The sequence below is a fragment of the Gottfriedia sp. NPDC057991 genome (assembly GCF_042886615.1).
In the GTDB taxonomy this organism is placed as follows: domain Bacteria; phylum Bacillota; class Bacilli; order Bacillales; family Bacillaceae_G; genus Gottfriedia.
In genome coordinates this window covers 430941-450646 of sequence record NZ_JBHVQN010000002.1, presented here as the reverse complement: position 1 = coordinate 450646, position 19706 = coordinate 430941, and the positions used below count along the sequence as shown (strand labels likewise).

Sequence of the window (19706 nt, the reverse complement as noted above, 5' to 3'; positions counted from 1 at the left end):
TCCTTGTGGTTTATTTGTCTAATCTAGAAATAATTTCAACACAATAGCATTTACATTCAAGACAATCAAAAAAAATCTCAAAAGTACTAGTACTTTTGAGATTTCAAATAGATCATTATTGAATGCCTAATGCACTCTTAACTGTTTCTAAAGTTTGAGATTTGTATTTCTTCTTAGGCGTTGGTGCAAATTTAATTGTTGGATTTTGCATTAAATAATTCTTTTCTACATAAGCCATATCTTTTGCATCAACAACACCATCAAAATTAATATCCGCTGCACGTTTATTTGTTCCCCAATAAGTTTGTAGGTAAAGTGCATCCATTACATCAATTACATCGTCTTTATTTACATCCCCTGCGATGGCAGCTTCTAACTTGTAGTATAGATTTTGATTTACAACTTTCCCATCTTCATGGAAACCAATTGTAAAATCTTTGTGCACAGTAAAGTGTCCAGGGAAATCTAATTCCAATTCATATTGGTCATCAGTCAATGGTAGATTTTGAATCTGGAAAACTGATGGAGAATCGTCTTTCCCATTGTACACAGTTCCATTTGAACTTGTTGCTTTTACTTTAACACCTAATTTTGAATAATTAATTGCTTGAGTTGCTTCTCCATTTGGATTTAGGAAAGCTTCAGCTCTTTTACTACCTCGGAACATAGAAAAAGTTGGTTCTGTAAAGAAGATTGATGGATTACCACTTGAAACTGCTTTTGTTGTATTACTCGTATCTGTGACAGTAACACTTGTCATATATGCTGACCATATATCGGGTTGCGGAGTATATTCAGTACCCATTTTAAAAGCGATATCCGCTAGCTTTAAGTCACCATTTAAAGGAGCAACACCATCTTTTGATGTAATAGTTACGGTCGCTTCATTAGTATTTCCACTCCATACTTTATCTTCTACTTTAATATTTACTTTATCTGTAAAATTTGGAGTTGGAGTAATATTCATTGTTGCAACATCTGAGTAATGATAGAACTTATAAACAGCTTGTTTTACATCATTTGCTTTATTTAAATTCAACGTCGCATGAACGGTTTCACCCGTTTTCGCAATACGTTTTTCAGGCTGCATATATCCGTATGTTAGATCATCACGTACGACGAATATCTCTCTTCCTTCATTAAAAGTTTTATTTGATGCTGCGTCTATCGCGTAGAATGATAGTAACATAGCTCTTGTGGCATTTGTTGGTATTGTTGCAGAGAACGTACCATCTGGATTTACAGGTACTGCAATTGCTCTTCCACCTAATTGATCTTGGTAATATAATTTTGTACTTCCTTGATTAAAGTTCATGCCAAGCTTTTGCATATCTTCTGTTTCTTTATCATAAACAGAACCAGTAATTGTTACGCTCGATTGTCCATTTTTATATTCAAGTACATCAGGAGCACTCACTGTCATCTTAGGAGCCGTGTTATCAAAATAGAAATCGCCTTCTGATGTGAATTGTTTTCCAGCATCATTTGTACCAATAATTTTCAGCTTATAAAAACCTGGTTTTGCTAAGTCTGTATCGTAAGCGATTGGCTGATCTTCATCTCCAGTGAATTTGTAGTAATATCCATTAAATATTTTTGAAACACCGTAAGTAATATTTTCGGCCATTCCTAAACCGTCCATGGTACCTATGAATCCAATATCTTTACCTGTTTTTCCATCTTCTAATACAACATCTAATGTGCGCATATGAGATTTAATGCTCATATATGCATTCGTGTTAATTAATTGACCTGCATATGCTGAGTCAAACACTTGCGTGAAAGCTTGAGGACTCATTGATACTGGGCCCATTCCTTCTTCCACTGTTTTAATACCAAATGGTACTTGGAATGTTTCTTCAGGATTATCATGATTTGTATATGTTACAAAACCTTCGTAAATTCCTAATTTTGCTGATTTCGGAACTGAGATTGCTACAGTTGATTTCTTTTTCGAATTAGCGCCTACTTTAATTGACTTATCTGTAACAATCATTACGCCATTATCGTCATCGTCTAATGAGCCTCGACGATCTTTTTGGAAAGTAACTTTTACGTCGTATGTTTTTGCTTGATTACTATTGTTATAGATGTTAAGTGTGCGTTGATCTCCAATGTTTTGACCAGCTGGAGCGAATACGCCAAATGCAATTGCACCTGTTAGATCTTTAACTGTTTTTAAATTACCTTTTTTATCTGAGATACCCTTTGTTTCATCTAAAACTTCAATTCTAGTTTTTGAATGAATTGCTTCATATGGATCAACTTGTCCAGCACCAGTTTCAAACACGCTATAATCTCCGTTTAAAGGGTCTGCTGTGTTCATTAAAGTTTCTTTAATTTCAGCTGGTGATAAATTTGGATTTGCTTGTAGCATTAATGCAGCAACCCCAGCTACATTAGGTGTTGCCATCGACGTACCCGATAAATTGTCATATGCATATTGATATTTTCCAATTTGATCTGCTCCGTGTATATATGCTGGTACAGTTGAGAATACAGAAACACCAGGAGCCGTTACTTCAGGCTTAATATCATAAGTAATGCGAGCTGGTCCACGAGAACTGAATGAAGCTAATTTACTTCCTTCATCTGTTACTTTTCCCATTTCGTCAAAAGAGAACCTTGGAGTAGTACCAAGTTTTGAAGTCATAGCAGTTGCTTGTTCGTATGACATTGTAAATGTCGGAACTAATCCATAGCTTGCACCTAAGTAAGTTTGAATAAATCCTTCATTTGCAACAGTATTCGTAATGATGACTGCAACTGCACCATGATTTTTAGCAAACTTGATTTTATCGACTAGTGCAACTGTTCCTCTATTCACTAATGCAATCTTTCCATTTACATCAATTGATTTATAATCAGCATCTGAACCAGTGTTTGGCACTTTGACAATCTGCAGATTTTTTCCTTTTAAACTGTCAACATTGTCATCGAAGCCTTTTCCTAGCAATTTTAAATCTACAGATACATCTGATGCTCCGTGTAAAGTACCTTTTGATGTTGCAATCTCTGTCTTTGTATCGTTAGCACCAACTGTAATTGCTAACGCAGATGCTCCTGGTGCACCTAAAGTGTACATGCCATCTCCAGCATTACCAGCTGCTACAACTGCAGTAACACCAGAAAGTACGGCATTATTTAATGCAAGACTTTCGATATTCAATGGATCATTGGAGTTACTTCCTAATGATAAGTTGATGACATCCATTCCGTCTGCTATAGACTTATCAATACCTCCCAAAACATTTGCAGTAGTACCGGAGCCATATTGTCCTAGTACACGATAAACATATAAATCTGCATCTGGAGCAACACCAGTTACCGCGTAATCCGTCTTATTTTTGCCACGTCCAGCGATAATTCCAGATACATGTGTTCCATGCTCTGTATAAAAAGTTGATCCACTAGTGTTCGTTTCTGCAAGACCAGATTTTTTCCAGTCATCGTAAGTTGTTTCCATTGGATCAGCGTCATTATCGACAAAGTCCCAGCCTTTTACTGAGTTCGGATTGATTGATTTTGGATCTACTCCAGATTGTGCGCGATAGCCTTTATAAGCATCCGTTAAATCTGGATGATTATAGTCGAGTCCAGTATCGATTACTCCTACTTTGATTCCTTTTCCAGTTATTCCTTCATCATGAAGTTTATTAATACCAGGGAATACTTCAGTTGCTACCTTGTTTGTATCTTGTGTACCTTCTGCAGCTTTAGGCGGTTCAACTTGAATAACATTATTTGGCCATACAGCTTTAACAGCTTTCGATTTTAATAATGACTTTACTTTATTTGCAGGAAGTTCCATTGAAAACCCATTTAAAGAGCTTATATATGTACGATTAATTTTATAAACATTTTTATTCTCTTTTAAGTCCTCTTTATAGATTGTTTGTAAATCATTTTTAAATGTTTCTTGAGCCGCTACTGCTTTTTGCTCCGCATCTGAAAGTGATAAACTATTTCCGTTTACTGCTTCTTCAATTACGGCAACTTTTGCAGGCTTGTCTTTCAATTCAACGATTACTGATAGGTTTCTAGAACTCTCTAAATCTGCCGAAGAAGGTAACTGTAATCCTTCCTGACTAGTAGCATCCAATTTGTTTAAAGCTTGGCGTTGCTCTGGTGTAAGCTTAGACAGTACTTCTTCAATAGAAGTTTGTGCTGCGGCCTTTACCAAAGGTGTATGATGTTTAACTGGAAATGAGCTGAAAATAACACCAGTACTTAAAGTTAAAATTGCTGTACCCTTAACCAAACGATTCATCTTGCTTTTCTCTCCCCCAACTTAAATATTGATCTCTTTCTAATTGATTATAAGTCGAGTTTATGGAATTTTCTTTTTTAAAAATTCTGTCAAATTAAAATATATTCTTGCAAATTTCGAAAAAAAAAAGCCCAAATTATGGGCTCATGGCATAGGTCTTACTTACCTGACTTTTATCGTCACTTAACATTTGAATATAATCCTCATTTAATTGATCTGTTAAATGATCTCGATAGTGCCAAATTGATAATAAGCAAATTTTAAATTTTTCTATTATTCCTGCATTCTTTACTTTTCTAGCTACTTTTATTAATTCATTTAACCCTTCAATATATTGCTCATTTTCACATTTTAAAAGAGATTGTGCATAGCAGAAATCCAAATACAATTGCTGTTTATACAAATTTGAGCTATCTGCCATTTCATTAATTTCTTTTTCATGTTGATTGATTAATTCGGAAGCATCTTCTAATCTACCTAATTTTACAAAGGATTCTATAATTCGCGGAATACCTACATATAGATCGTCTCGACTTTTTATCCAATTGTAGTATTCATCAACATAATGTAGCTCGCCAAAATCTAATAATGTAACAAAACGATTACCTATTGCAGCTTCTGCAAAAAAATCATTTATCTGACTATATTTATTTATGATTTCAAGAACTTCATCTAAAGAATTACTTAATCTATTTAAAGCGAAGCCTTGGTATACTAACGCATAACCAAAATGTCTTTCATTCTTTGCCATTTTTTCTAATCGCTTAGCATAATGAAGGACTTTATCCCATTGTTTTAACATATAGTATGTAGCTGTAATCCACAAAATTGTTAATTCCTGAAAATCATCTGGCATATAGCTCACATACTCTAGTACATGGACAAGAGTAGCTGGTCCTTCCTCTGTTAATCTATTTAAATAGTACTTTCTAAAGTAACTAATAGCGACTTCCTCTGCTGTTTGATCTGGCATGTGATGAATAATAATTTCATATAAAGGCAAAGCCTCTTTCTCTTTCCCTTCAGCAAATAACTTTTCAGCAATTTCAAATAAATTTTGCAGATTCTTAGTACGAATTGTCTTAGATTTTTCTTCTAACATTTCTGAAATGATAAACCTTAATTCTTTTTTAAATCCATTTATTGCACATTTATAAATGAACGCTACACTTCTTCGTTTATCTAAATATCGATTCTGATTAAAGCATAATTGTGTATAGCTCGAGTAAAAATGTCCTTCTGCCAAACCGAACGCTTCTGTAATTGCATCTAAATAATGCAAAGATAATGGCTTTTTATTATTAAATACTCTACTAATATCACTAATATGGATTCCAGAATATTTAGCCAAATCAGCTTTGTTCCAATTTTTGTCATTCATTAATGTAAGAAAATCATATAGAAGTATCTGATTCATAAGCTTTCCTCTCCATACCTGGAAATAATTTATTTAAATCCATCGTTTCCAACCTTTTGTCTAGATAAAAAATAGACAACTAGGTATTATCACACATATCCTATTAGGTTTATTATACTATTTTGCCGTTTTTTTAAAATAGTAAATATTCAATTATTTTATTAAAAATTAATTAATTATTTAAATACTGTTTCTTTTTTCAATTGTTTTTATTTCAATATGCATTATTACTTTTCCTACGATTCTGCATTGTTTTCCTACAATGGGAAATAATACCTTTATCATTTATTAAAATTTTACCTGAGGATGATTAAATGTTGAAAAAGATTATTTCATTAATACCTGAATATCCCATTTTTATTCAAGCTTTTGTTACCTTTATCGTTCCTGTAGGTTTATCAAAATTTTTCAAATGGGTTCATTATATGGAGAAAGAGTGATTTAAATGAAACGGTGGAGATCCAAAATTAATCAAGAAAATGTGGCATCTCTAAATAATGAATCACAAAATAATGATGAGAATTTGTCCGGTGAACTCCAAGTAAACCTGTCTCGGATTTTTAATGAAATTGGACAAAATGCTGATGTTAAATTTAGAGAATTTCTATTAGGTGAAACAGATACTCAGCTAGCAATCATTTTTATTGATGGCTTATCTAATGCAGACTTAATTCAAGTGCATATTCTGGGCAAATTAATGACGGGACTCACTGACATCGCCATCAATCTAAGAAATAATGGACAATCTCTAAATCTAAAAGACATGAAAAGATTTATTAAAGAGCAATCACTCACTGTTTGTACAATTGAAGAAGTCAGTACTTATAAAAAATTAAAATCAGGAGTTCTATTTGGTTCAATTGCTTTGTTAATTGATGGTATTTCTGAATGTTTTTTGATTGGAGAAGCATTAACGAAAACTAGAGAAGTAAAAGAACCTGATTCTGAGGCACTTGTTCGTGGTCCAAGACTTGGCTTTGTTGAAAATTTAGCTGATAATACAGCCATGTTAAGACGCTCCGGAAAAAATCCAGATTTAACAATGTTAGGCTATGAAGTCGGAGAAGTTTCAAAGAAACAATTAGTGATAGCATACATTTCAACTATTGCGGATTCTAAAATAATTGAAGAGGTAAAAAAAAGAATAAAAAGAATTGAAATTGATAGCGTTCCCGATTCTGGTTATATTGAACAATTAATAGAAGATGATTATTTAAGCCCTTTTCCTCAGATTCAAAGTACTGAACGTCCTGATCGAGTTATGAGTGCTTTAATGGAAGGTCGGGTTGCGATTATATTAGATGGTTCACCATTTGTGCTAATTGCTCCTGTAACTTTTCAGATGTTAATACAATCTCCTGAGGATTATTATGAAAGATGGTTTGCAGCAACTTTAGTTCGATTATTACGATATTTAGCTTGTTTTATTGCATTGTTTGCTCCATCTTTATACATTGCATTTATTTCGTTTCATCAAGGCTTAATTCCGACAAAATTAGTATTTCATATAGCAGCCACTAGAGGTGGAGTGCCATTTCCTCCGTTAATTGAAGCACTAATAATGGAAATCTCGATCGAAGTATTAAGGGAAGCCGGACTTCGTTTACCAAAACCGATTGGGCAATCTTTAGGAATTGTTGGAGGATTAATTATTGGTCAAGCCGCAGTTGAAGCAGGTATTGTCAGTACAATTATGGTTATTGTCGTTGCAGTAACGGCAATCTCCTCATTTACGTTACCACAATATAATGTCGGAATTGCCCTTCGTTTGCTTCGTTTTTTATCCATGCTTTTTGCGAGTGTTTTTGGTTTATATGGAGTCATTTTATTTTTTCTATTAATATGTAGTCATTTAGTTCAACTCAAAAGCTTTGGTGTTCCTTACCTAAGTCCTGCAGCTCCATTTCGATTGAGTGATTGGAAAGATTTCGTCGTAAGGGCTCCACTATTTATGATGAAAAATCGTCCGAAAAGTATTCAAGCTAAACGAACTAGAAGGATGAAATAGCATAAGAAAGGAGGAGTACTAGTTTATGGTTTCAAAGCCTATTGATCAAATATCGACAAATCAAACTGTGATGCTTATCGTAAATTTTATTTTTGGTGCAGGTATTTTAATATTACCAAGAACGATTACTGACAAAGTAAGAACGCCAGATGGTTGGATTTCCGTTATCATATCCGGCTTGCTTATTACCCTTTTAGTCTATTTATTAGTTATGCTGTGTAAACAATATCCAAACGAAACATATTTTCAATTCTCTCAAAAGATAATTGGTAAATGGCTAGGAATTTCATTAAGTATTATTATCATTATGTATTATATTTTCCTTTCAGCTTTAGAGGTTCGGGTAATGGCAGAAACGACTAGATTGTTTTTACTTCAAGGTACTCCTAATTGGGCTATTCTAATTCCCTTTTTGTGGGTTGGCTTATATCTAGTTCTAGGTGGGATTAACTCAGTCGCCAGAATTTTGGAAATTATTTTTCCTATCACTGTATTTTTCTTTCTATTAGTTATTTTTTTAGGAATAGGAATTATTGAAATTGATAACTTACGTCCTGTATTAGGTAATGGTATTAAGCCTGTCCTTAATGGACTCAAAACAACTTCACTTTCTTTTTCAGGTTTTGAAGTGATTTTATTTATTTTTATGTTTATGAAGGATAAAACGAAAATATCTAAAACAATTATGTTCGGAATAGGTATTCCATTTATTTTTTATACAATTACGGTTGTTGCTGTAGTCGGTGCTTTCTCAGTAGACGGTGTATTATTGCAAACTTGGCCCGTACTTACTTATATTCGCAGTTACGATATACAAGGTCTATTTGTAGAAAGATTTGACTCATTACTTCTAGTTATTTGGATTATGCAAATTTTTGCTACATTTATCATTGCATATTATATTTGTAGCCTGGGAATGGCTCAAATTTTTAATAAAAAAAATATGAAACCGTTTCTCTTTGGGACATTACCATTTATTTACATCATTGCAATGATTCCTAAAGATATAAATCAAACTTTTGTACTAGGTGATACTATCGGAAATACTGCTTTTTATTTATTTGGGATCGTCCCTCTTGTCCTACTCGTAATTTCTTTTGTGAGGAAAAAATTAAATGAGAAAATGTAGGTATAAGAGGATTTTAATAAGTTCAGTTTTTAATATCAGTCTCATCATTTTATTATCGGGATGCTGGAGTAGTAAACCCATCGAGGACTTAAATATTATATTAGGCTCTAGTTTAGATAAGGATGATGACGGAAAAATAAAATCCACACTACAATATGCAGTCCCTGAGGCAATGACTACAAAATCAGGTGGAGTTAATCCAGAAAAACCATATATAAATGTAATTGGAGAAGGCATTTCGTTAGAACCTTCTGGATGGGAAACAACTTTAAGTAGGGAAGGATATATTTTTGGAGCGCATCAAAAATGCGTTGTCATTAGTGAAGAACTTGCTAGAGAAATTAACCTACGTGAGCTTACTGATTTATATTTTCGCGATATTGATATTCGTGGAAGTACGTTAATTTTTATAGCAAAAGGCAAAGCCAACCAAGCGTTAGAAACAAAAGAAAAAAATATCATCCCTTCATTACGAATTGTTGAGATTGCTAATGAAGCATCAACTTCAGAAATTGTCAGTAAAACACCGTTAATTAGAATCGGTGGATTAATGAACTCTGGCTCTAGCTTTCTCCTACAATTATTAGAACCTACTGATCAAGGCGTTAAGTTTTCAGGCGGTGCAATTATTAATGGTAAGAAAAATAAAATGATTGGTACATTAAATACACAAGAAGTAGAAGGGATTAATTGGATCACTGCAGGGGGGAAAGGCGGTGCAGTTAAGGCTTACACAAAAAAATCCGATGGTCCGACTTGGTTTCAAATTGAATCGATGAAAAAAAAGGTTACACCCCATATAAAAGGTGACAAAATCTCTTTTGATGTAAGAATTGAGTCTGAAGGTAGAATTGCAGAATATTGGAATCCTAAATTAAAACCTGTATTTGAAGAGAAAAATGTTAATAGAATCGAAAAAGCAACTGAAGAAGAAGTTACAAAAATAGTAGAAAATGTAACAAATAAACTACAAAATGAATATAAAACAGATGTTGCTGGATTTGGAAACGAAGTAAGAATTCATTATCCAAAAAAGTGGAAAAAAATGAGTAAGAATTGGGATGAATTATTTAGTAAAGCTAAAATAAACTACGATGTTCATATTACGATCCGAGACTATGGAATGATTGGAAAGAAAAAAAGAAAATAAAGAAAACTCGCCGATTGGCGAGCCTTTAGGCGAAGACAGAGGCGTAGTTGCACTTATACTTAGTTCCTAAAATTGGCAACTACGTCGATTTTTCTTCTCCGCTACCAATTTATAATTTCTTAATGTGTAAAAAATAAAGCTCGAATCCATAAATTAAAAGGATTTGAGCTTTATCATTTTAGGTTATCGACCATAAGGTGCTTCATTTGTTTGTATGAAGACGCTAGAAATTACTCTTTCTTTACTTATTTCCAATGTAATTATTTTTTTCATTTTTGAAACTAGACTAGGATCAACACCTATTCTTTCCGTATTTTCGTAATGTGCCGAAAATACGTCATAAAATAAATGGGGAAATAATAAATCAGCTTTTAGAAACTGATACTGCAAACATGCTAACGGATTGTTATCATGATATGCGATGATTATTTTCTTCATTAACTTTGGATTCCAATTTTTTTCTTTTTTCATTACGATATTTAAAAGTCTTCTTATATCATGAATCGGCAATTCGATTTTTAATGAACTCATATTTAAGAAATATAAATTCCCGTCTTCTCCAATTATGAGATTGTTTACATCAAAATTCTGATAACATAATGTTTTCGCTGTCTCTTCTACTACTTCAGCAATATTTTTATCAATGATTGCTAAAGCTTTTTCACATTGCATTAAAACCGTATTTATATTTTTTAAAAACAGCTTATCGATTTCATTTTGATATTTTATTTTAGCTCGTTCTTCTTTCAATTTTGTTAATGTTAAAAATTTAGTTTGTAAATCATTTTTCCAATTTGATTGAATGGATGAAACATGCTCATTTGTTAATTCTATGCCGATTGAAGCTTTATGAAAAGAAGCAATCCCATTCATCAACAGAATAAGATCTTCTTCACTCTCAAAATTTGGTATCCTCCCATTAACAGCTTCAAATAACATAAAATATTCATCTTTTATCTTTACAAAACCATCACCTAATTTGGTTGTTAATACTTCTGGTGTAAATACGCCATTATCTCTTAGGTAGTCAATTGCATAGATCATAAATTCAATATATTTTTCATCAATTAAAACTTTCTTTAATAAAACTTCACCGATATTTGTATCAATGGGCCATTCAGCTTTTTTTTCATCAATGTATTCTAAAGATTTATGTTTTACTTCTAAAGGGTAATTTGCAATTACTTTTTTTACTAAATCACTAAAAAAAGCGTCCAAAAAAGATACCTCCCAAATAATACTTATCCATTGTTAATCTATGAATATGTACATGTTTAGAGACGGCTAATCTACTAAATAAATTAGGAAGTAAATTATTTTCTATTAATAAATTCTTACATTTTTTACTAAATCTTCAGATATTCGAATTAGTTACTTTCTATTACAGTTTACTTTTAAATTCCTAATATAATTCAACAATCTTCCCATTAATTTCTTAAGTGTAAAAGTACTTTTCAAAAAATAATTGATGATTTTTCAAAAAGAATCCTTAAGATTAAAAATTAGGATTATCACGTTGGTGAAAATAAAATCATTTATTTACCAAATTTTCGCAAAGGGAGTTGCGTGAGGTTGATTTCCACTACAGGGTGCTCGCTTTCCATGGGGCGAGATTCTTTAGCCTCCTCGGCGAGCCTGCTAAGGTCTCAGCCTTCCCTCATATCCCATTGGAGTCGAGTCCCCTTCCGTTCCAATCAACTTAATCAATTAAAATAGGTCTAATAAAAATACGTATTTTAATATCCTTTGCTTTGCTTAGAGAAAAATAACAAAATCAGTTTACACGTCTATTTAGATCCAATATTGACTTATAAACTAATAATATTTTTTCTAAAAAGTAGTAATCTCCATTTTTTAAATTCTAATAAAAAAAATAAAAAATGCTGAGTTTGTTGATTTTATAAAATTTACTTTTAGTTATTTAAATACACTGAAAATCCTGAGGATCAAAGCTTTAGGATTTTCATTTTGACTCTTATATTGTTTGATTAAAACAACTGAAACTTCCTAATAATACTCATAAAAAGGAGTGTTATGAATTGAAAGAATTATTGATTTTTGTTTTGTTATCATTTTTTTGTTTCTTATTATTTTACGGGCTTACATTATTACAAGGTTTTGATCTGCATTATTTAGTTTTAGCGATTTCTTATAATAAAGTTGGGTTTATGACGCTTGATAAAATTTTAATTGTTTATTTCATTCTTTATTTTGGTTTAACAATGTTTGTGAATCTAAGAAAGAGATAACTTTTTTTGGACCTTTAAAGTCACAAATAGAATAAATGGCAAAATAATTTGAAACGGGACATGAAGATATTTAGGGACTAAATCAAGTCCTATATGAACATGCTGTGTATACGAGACGGTTGTAAATATACTCAAACAGATAATAATAATTCCAATTAAAAACGTTATTAACCAGCTTTCTTTTAAATGAAAAATTTCCATTGTCCCTACAACTGCCCCAAAAAATAAAATTGATATTTTAATAAACCCCAAAATGACAAATACAATTACCGCTAGTGACTCTAATCTAGTAAAAAAATCTCCAATGTTAATTAATGATACGCTTGAAAGTACTGGATAAGTTGAAGCTTTAAAAATAATTTCACCTAAATTTGCAATATGTATGATTGTCGATATGATTAGAAAGATCCCAGCATAGATCATTGCTAAATAGCTCATTTTGTGTGCATTTTTTGGTTGATCATAATGTTGCAACAATAATAAAAAGACGATTGACTCTCCAAATGGAAAGGTTACAGTTGTTGGAAATACTGATTTTAAAACTGGTTTCCATCCGTATTCAAGGAAAGGTTTTAAATGGGAAAAATTTAAAAATCCAGTTAATAATTGTGAAATAATGAGAATAAAAACGATAATTCCGCTTAATAAAAAACAAATCCAAACTGTCCTAGCAAAGCTTGTGAACCCTTTCATCACTGTGTAAATCAAAAGAAACATCATTAACATCGAAATGGTAAATAAACCTGTATTATCTAATGCAACTGTTAAAATAAGCTCTGCAAAATCTCTCATAACTCTCGAAGCAATATAAATACAATAAACAACATATAATACCCCAATGAAGTTGCCTATATATTTCCCCCACGCTGTCTGTAAGCACTTAATTAGCGAATTTGACGGGTTATTTTTATAGATTCCCAAATATAAGCTTAATAAGATTAATCCACAAAATAGACTGATTAAGATTGCTAACCAGGCATCTCTTCCAGCATCTTTTGCAGGATCGACTGCAACAGCACTTCCTATTAAATAAATTGCTAATAAACTAAATAATTGCTCTGAATTAAATTTCATATTTTGCATTACATCACCTTATTTCTTCTTCATGATAACAGGATCTCCTAATAATCCACTTCGTTTAATAACGACAGTAGTTTTCACATTTACTTTTGCTTTTGCGAAATCTTCTGCCCAATGGCCCTTAAGTTGTTTCCATTTTTCAGGATCATTTGTATGAATCATATCACCGAATCCGAAGACATCACTTTTATAGTTTTGAGCTGATTTAATACTATGCTCAATCTGTTGTTTGACGACCTTAGCGGCTTGTTTTTCAATCTTTATTAAATCTTCAACTTTTTCAATATTTACTGAACAACCCGTTTCATCAAGTAATGTAAGAAGAGTATTATCAATAGATATAATTGGACTATTTCCTTTAACTTTCACATTTGTTTTTATACTTTGAGCATGTAATCGAAGAGAGCTATATTTATTATTCCCACATGGTACTGCAAAATTTGTTTGTTGAATTTTATCCAAAACCATTAAGATGCCTCTTACATCGCGTCCGGAGATCCAACCAGCTAGTTTACTATCTCTAAATAAAGCTAAGTTATCAATTTTTGTTTGGGCTGGTTCCATCGTTTGTAAATTAAATAACGTATTTTTTTCTTTATTCTCGTTAACAATTTCAACTCCACTAATCGCAATCTCTTTCCCTGAATAGTTAAGATCTTCTCCTAATTCAAATACATTAGGATTTACACTTTCTCCTAATGAAAAATTAACATTCTGTAATTTTGAAACCATTTCTGCTGATGAAACTTTATTTATAGGTGTCATTGTATTTAATACCTGTTCAGCAGTTGAGTTTTTAGCTACAAGAACAGACATAAAAGCAGAGACCCTTGGTTCCCGAATGATAGCATCAACTATTTCTTCAATACCATGCTTTGCTGCGTTCTCCCCTATTACCGTTAAACCAACATGTGTAAAATCTTTGTTCTTTGTTATTTTTTTACCTGCTTCTCGAATTGCTTCGGATAGCGTTTTTCCAGTACTTGTATAAAGAATGACTGGTGAAGAATTACCACCACCATTTTGACCGGTAGCTAAATCAGTTGGATTAATGACTTGTAATGTAACCTTAAAATTAGATTTGTCAGTCCAATCGACACCTAATCCTGTAATAAATGAAATTTTATTTAACTCCATATAATTACTACATCCTGTTAATAGCAATACAATTGACATTAATAACCTTATTTTAAGATTTCGATTCATTGTCTTCACCGTTATTCTTTTTTTGTCTCTTTCTAATCCGTGATGATTCAGGAACAGCATCATCCTTTGTTGTCTTTAAATCTTTTCGTTGTAATCGTATTAACATATCTTCATTATCTTTGATCGATAATGGAGAGATTGGCATCATATATGGCACACCAAAAGAATCAATTGTATTTAAGTGGACTAGCCAAAATAAAAACATTAATGCAATACCATATAATCCAGCAACACCAGCACTTAAAATGAATAAATATCTAAGCAATCTTGCTGAAGCAGCAACACTATAATTCGGTATTGTAAAACTAGATATTCCCGTAATTGAAACAAAGATGATCATTGCAGTTGAAATAATTCCTGCTTGTACAACTGCTTGTCCGATGACAAGTGCCCCAACAATCGCGACAGTTGAAGCTAGTACTCTCGGACTTCGAATACTTGCTTCTCTAATAATCTCAAATGCAAATTCCATTAGTAGTAGCTCAACGATTGCTGGAAATGGTACACCTTCTCTTTGCGCTGCAAGACTAACCAATAATGGTGTTGGAATCATCGACCGATGATGAGTAATTAATGCAAGATAAAAAGCAGAAACTAATAAAGAAATTAAAAAGGCTGTAAAACGTAAAAAACGTAGAAATGTTCCCACTATATAACGCTGATTGTAGTCATCTGGTGACTGAAAAAACATCGGTAACGTCGCTGGTAGTACAAGCCCTATTGGACTCCCATCCACAAGAAGTCCAATGCGCCCTTCTAATACATTTGCTGCAATTACATCCGGTCTTTCAGTGTCCAATACAGTTGGAAAGGGACTATATGGTTTTGATTCAATTAAAGACTCAATATAGATAGACTCTAAAACTCCTTTAATCTTAATATGCTCAATTTTGTCTCTTACTGAGTTTAATAACTCTCGATCAACTTTGTCGTCTAGATAGGAAATAACGAGATTTGTATTTGTTACATCCCCTACCTTCAACATTTCCATTTTAAATTGAGTATTTCTAATACGATAACGAAGAAGTGACATATTCGTTGCAATTGATTCAGTAAAACTATCTTTTGGACCACGAATAATCGTTTGCCCAGTCGATTCTGATACTGAGCGGAATTGCCCACTTTTCGTATCAATCAGCAATACTTTTAGCTGATTATCAATAAAAATAGCAGTATCACCATTTAACACTGCCATCATGATGTTATTCCATTCATTTTCAGTTTTTACTTGTGGAACATCAAACGTATTCTCTTTCATTTCATTGAAAAAATTAATATCGCTTAAACGATCTAAATTCGAGTTTTTCCATTTATGAAGAATTGGATCAACGATAAATTGACTGATCGTATCACCATTTGAAATGCCTTGCAAATGTACTAGAGCCATTTTTCTTTTTTTCGTTTCTCCAACCTCAAACTCTCTAACGATTAAATCTGCACAATATTGCAGTTCACTATTTATATTTTGTAAGTTTTTTTGTAATTCGGGTGATAAAACAACTGGAGCTTTAACTTCTTTTGATTGTTTACTTCTCTTTGGATAACCCAATCGCATATCAATCACCTATCAATTTATTTATTACTATTTAAAATTTGTTAAATGTAGAAAAATTATGCTATTTATTACCAATTTTTGAATCAAAATATTATTTCTAGAGAAAAATCACCTGTTTCATAAAGCCGTTCTAAAAGCTAAGAAGAAAATTAAAGGTGAGACTTTAGAGGATATTTTGAAGGATTTAGTCATTCAATAAACAGCTTTTAGAATAATAGAAAACGTCGGATCAATAGAACCGACGTTTTCATGCTGTTGAAAAAAGAATTTGTCAATTAAATTTTTGGATTGATCATTGATAAGTAAGTTGTGTCCTATTGATTTCCACTACAGTGTGCTCGCTTTCCATGGGGCGAGACCTGAGCCTCCTCGCTAATCCCATAGGAGTCGATCACTCTTTCGTTCCAATCATGTTCTTTATAAAAAAGAATAATCTTAAAAACAAAAGAATAATCAATTGAACGAATGAATTACCCTACATTAATCAAATTGTAACTTATGATAACGACTACACATCTTTACAAATATTAATCATCAAAAAAGAAGATATTAAAATTTTTGCAAGTTAGTTAAAACATTTATCTATTAACCAAAATCACTTGTTTCAATAAGATGACTGATAAAACAATAATAAATAGACTTTTTTCATAGAAATTATTTCTTCCTATATAGGTCTTATTGCTCAACTAATTTATCAATTCGCTTATTCGATGACATACTATTTCTTGTAATAAGACTAACAGTAACCATTACTAGCGCATTAATAATTAGTGCAATGATCCCTACATTTAAGTCTTTCACAACTTGTGGAAGGTGTGGAAAAGCTTGAGCAAAAGTCTTTTCACCTAAATCAAAAATTGAAACAATAACCCCACCAAATATAATTCCAGTTATTGCCCCTTGTTTTGTTACGAAGTTCTTTTTCATTAAACTTAAGAAAAATGGTGGAGCAAGCTGCGTTATAAAATTATACGCTACAATTGCAATATTAAATAAAGAGCTACCGCCTTTAAATGTAAAATATAAACCTATTAAAGTAATGAAAGGAACAGTTAATTTTATTAGCTTTGTAATATGTACTTCTGTATTAGAAGGGACTACTACTTGGTATATATTTTTAACAAATAATGTGGAGATTACCATTAGAATCAAGGAAGCAGGTACTAATGCAGCTAATACCCCCGTTCCCCCTATTAAACCTACAAACCATGGATCAAAAGTCTTTTTCGAAAGAAGTAATAATATTTTGTCACTATCACTTCCTTGTAACCCTTTAATTTGTAAGATTGCTGCAAAGCCCACGAAGAAAGCAAATAATAAAATTAACTGATACAATGGCATTATAATTGCGTTTTTTCTTAAAACCTTTGCATTTTTCGCTGCAAAAATAGGCGGAAAAGAGTGAGGCCACATATACATCCCAATTCCACTTAATATAATAGTAGAAATATACCAAGTTAAGTTCATACCATGCTCTGGAAGAATCGTAAAGTTTGGCTTAGCTTGTTCAATCGCTTCATACATTGGCTTAATACCACCATAAAAATGAACTGGAAAATAAATTCCTAAAAATAAAATTATAGCAAGAATTAAGATATCCTTTAATACAGAGGTCCAAGCAGAACCATGAATACCTGATAGAATGACAAATATCGTAACGCCAACTGCACCAAATAAAATTGCCATTTTTGAAGAAATGACGCCATAAGATGTAATCTCAACGATATAACCTAACCCTTTAAACTGTAAAACTAAGTAACAAAATAAAGCGACGATTCCAACTAAAGCAACAAGCACTCCTAGAATTGGACTGTCATATTTCTTTGCCATAAAATCTGACTGAGAAATTAATTTATGTTTTTTGGAGTATTTCCAAATCTCTGGAAAAGCCCAATAAGATATGATTGATGCAATACATCCGTAAGAAACGATACTAAAAATTGAACCCCCTTCACCATATGCTGAGCCACTCGCACCTAAAAAGGTAAAGTTTGTATACATTTCACCAGCTGATAATAAAAAGATGAAAAGCGTTCCCATTCCTCGGCCACCAACAGACCATTGTTCTAAGTTCATTTCTTTCCCTTTTTTTGACCATATACCAATCATGATTGAAACAGCGAAAAATAAGAATATAAATAATGTTCCTGTATTCATTATAATTCCTCCTCTTTATTCGCAGGATCAAAAAGATAGATTAAACCTAAAAATGCAGTAGTAAGAAATGAACATAGTACAATTGAGAAATGGAAAAATGGCATACCAAGTACGTAAGGGGTAACCTTATTCGAAAACATCGCGCCTATTACAAAACCAATAATCGGAATAAAACCAAGTAAATAGATTTTTTTCATACTCTACTCTCCTTAATTTTTAATTATTTAATATGTTAATAGCTCCTTGAACAAATATCTTTATTCCATCTTTTAAAGCCCTCTCATCAATATTAAATTTTGGATGATGATGCGGATACACTATTCCTTCCTCCTCATTTCTTGCACCTACAAAAAAATAAGTCCCAGGAACTTCATTAAGGAATGCTGAAAAATCTTCACTTCCCATTATTGGTTTAATTAATTCACGATTTTCTTCTCCAACTATTTCACAGACAGTTTTATCGATTAAGCTAGTTATTTCATTATCATTTATGACCGGTGAGTAACCGAGATGGTATTCGAACTCGTACTTTGCACCATGAGCATCAGTAATACCTTTTACTATTTGCTCGATTAACATTGGTATCTGATTGCGAACTTCAGGTTTAAAGCTCCGTACTGATCCACCAATTTTAACACTGTTAGGGATAACATTTATTGCTGTCCCGCCATTAAATTGTGTTACTGAGATGACAGCTGTATCGATTGGATCGAGTTTTCTTGACACAATATGCTGTATATTTGTGACAACTTGGGTTCCAATCAGAATTGGATCAATTACTTGATTCGGCTGTGAAGCGTGTCCACCTTCACCGATTATTGTAATTTTAAATTGATCTGCACCTGCCATAATGGGCCCATAATTTAATCCAATTTTTCCAGTTTCCAAATTACTCACTAAATGTGCCCCAATAATCAGATCAACTCCATCAAGTACACCTGCATTTACCATTTCAATTGCACCACCAGGTGGTAATTCTTCAGCATGTTGGAAAATAAAACGGACCTCACCTTTTAATTGATATTTAAAGCTACAAAGTAGTTTCGCAGCTCCTAAAAGCATTGCAGTATGTCCATCATGACCACATGCATGCATTATGCCATCCTTTTTAGAACTAAATTCAATTTTAGTTTCTTCTTGTATTGGGAGTGCATCCATATCTGCTCGAATTGCAAGTACTTTTCCTGGATGAATCCCTATTAATCTAGCAACAACACTAGTCTTTGTTGGTCTAGAGATTTCTAAGACTCCAAATGAGCTTAGTTGATCGTACACAAATTTAGCAGTATTTTCTTCTTGAAATGATAACTCTGGATTTTCATGTAAATATCTTCTCCACCCAATCACTTCATCATTAATCGAACTAACTACATCATCTAATTTTAATTCAGAAAAAACATCATACATCATCACTACACCTCCGAGATTAATTCAAATCTATTTAAGGAATATTTTCGGTCTTTTTCCTTATGTATCAATTTTATT

14 protein-coding genes are annotated in these 19706 nt (G+C 32.4%); 5 read left to right on the top strand and 9 right to left on the bottom strand.

What is annotated here, in order from left to right:
- Positions 1-115 precede the first annotated feature (115 nt).
- Both ACFVR2_RS09605 and ACFVR2_RS09600 read right to left on the bottom strand, forming a co-directional pair.
- A complete protein-coding gene (locus ACFVR2_RS09605) occupies positions 116-4270 on the bottom strand; it encodes a S8 family serine peptidase (RefSeq protein WP_387361137.1) in 4155 nt (1384 codons plus the stop codon).
- Positions 4271-4406: 136 nt separating this feature from the next.
- Positions 4407-5687: a helix-turn-helix domain-containing protein gene (locus tag ACFVR2_RS09600; protein WP_387361135.1), complete on the bottom strand. Its 1281-nt coding sequence runs from the start codon at positions 5685-5687 to the stop codon at positions 4407-4409.
- A 314-nt stretch (positions 5688-6001) separates the two neighbouring features.
- Here ACFVR2_RS09600 and ACFVR2_RS09595 point away from each other — a divergent pair, with 314 nt between their 5' ends.
- From ACFVR2_RS09595 to ACFVR2_RS09580, 4 genes are read left to right on the top strand one after another with little or no spacing between them, the layout of a single operon-like run.
- Complete coding sequence (locus ACFVR2_RS09595; RefSeq protein WP_286131742.1) at positions 6002-6127, top strand: hypothetical protein; 126 nt, start codon at positions 6002-6004, stop codon at positions 6125-6127.
- A gap of 5 nt (positions 6128-6132) precedes the next feature.
- Complete coding sequence (locus tag ACFVR2_RS09590; protein WP_387361133.1) at positions 6133-7695, top strand: spore germination protein; 1563 nt, start codon at positions 6133-6135, stop codon at positions 7693-7695.
- A gap of 25 nt (positions 7696-7720) precedes the next feature.
- On the top strand, positions 7721-8824 hold the full coding sequence (locus ACFVR2_RS09585; RefSeq protein WP_387361131.1) for a GerAB/ArcD/ProY family transporter: 1104 nt from the start codon (positions 7721-7723) through the stop codon (positions 8822-8824).
- Positions 8811-9974, top strand: coding sequence for a Ger(x)C family spore germination protein (locus ACFVR2_RS09580; protein ID WP_387361129.1), 1164 nt, complete (start codon positions 8811-8813; stop codon positions 9972-9974). The genes ACFVR2_RS09585 and ACFVR2_RS09580 overlap by 14 nt, the downstream gene beginning before the upstream one ends.
- 183 nt (positions 9975-10157) lie before the next feature.
- Here ACFVR2_RS09580 and ACFVR2_RS09575 read toward each other — a convergent pair whose 3' ends face one another.
- A complete protein-coding gene (locus ACFVR2_RS09575) occupies positions 10158-11192 on the bottom strand; it encodes a CotS family spore coat protein (protein ID WP_387361127.1) in 1035 nt (344 codons plus the stop codon).
- An 821-nt stretch (positions 11193-12013) separates the two neighbouring features.
- Here ACFVR2_RS09575 and ACFVR2_RS09570 point away from each other — a divergent pair.
- On the top strand, positions 12014-12223 hold the full coding sequence (locus ACFVR2_RS09570) for a hypothetical protein (protein ID WP_387361125.1): 210 nt from the start codon (positions 12014-12016) through the stop codon (positions 12221-12223).
- On the opposite strand, the gene ACFVR2_RS09565 is transcribed toward ACFVR2_RS09570, so the two are convergent.
- The 6 genes from ACFVR2_RS09565 to ACFVR2_RS09540 all read right to left on the bottom strand — a co-directional run bounded on the left by ACFVR2_RS09565 (position 12209) and on the right by ACFVR2_RS09540 (position 19628).
- Positions 12209-13306 carry a GerAB/ArcD/ProY family transporter gene (locus tag ACFVR2_RS09565; protein WP_387361123.1) on the bottom strand — a complete coding sequence of 366 codons (1098 nt, stop codon included), beginning with the start codon at positions 13304-13306 and terminating at the stop codon, positions 12209-12211. The two genes, ACFVR2_RS09570 and ACFVR2_RS09565, sit on opposite strands and share 15 nt — an antisense overlap.
- 9 nt (positions 13307-13315) lie before the next feature.
- A complete protein-coding gene (locus ACFVR2_RS09560; protein ID WP_387361121.1) occupies positions 13316-14509 on the bottom strand; it encodes a Ger(x)C family spore germination protein in 1194 nt (397 codons plus the stop codon).
- On the bottom strand, positions 14493-16064 hold the full coding sequence (locus ACFVR2_RS09555; RefSeq protein WP_387361119.1) for a spore germination protein: 1572 nt from the start codon (positions 16062-16064) through the stop codon (positions 14493-14495). The genes ACFVR2_RS09560 and ACFVR2_RS09555 overlap by 17 nt, the downstream gene beginning before the upstream one ends.
- A gap of 675 nt (positions 16065-16739) precedes the next feature.
- Positions 16740-18221 (bottom strand): sodium:solute symporter family protein, encoded by a 1482-nt coding sequence (locus ACFVR2_RS09550; RefSeq protein WP_387361117.1) that lies wholly within the window; start codon positions 18219-18221, stop codon positions 16740-16742.
- Positions 18221-18418 carry a DUF3311 domain-containing protein gene (locus tag ACFVR2_RS09545; protein ID WP_387361115.1) on the bottom strand — a complete coding sequence of 66 codons (198 nt, stop codon included), beginning with the start codon at positions 18416-18418 and terminating at the stop codon, positions 18221-18223. The genes ACFVR2_RS09550 and ACFVR2_RS09545 overlap by 1 nt, the downstream gene beginning before the upstream one ends.
- A 19-nt stretch (positions 18419-18437) precedes the next feature.
- On the bottom strand, positions 18438-19628 hold the full coding sequence (locus ACFVR2_RS09540; RefSeq protein WP_387361742.1) for a M20 family metallopeptidase: 1191 nt from the start codon (positions 19626-19628) through the stop codon (positions 18438-18440).
- Positions 19629-19706 lie beyond the last annotated feature (78 nt).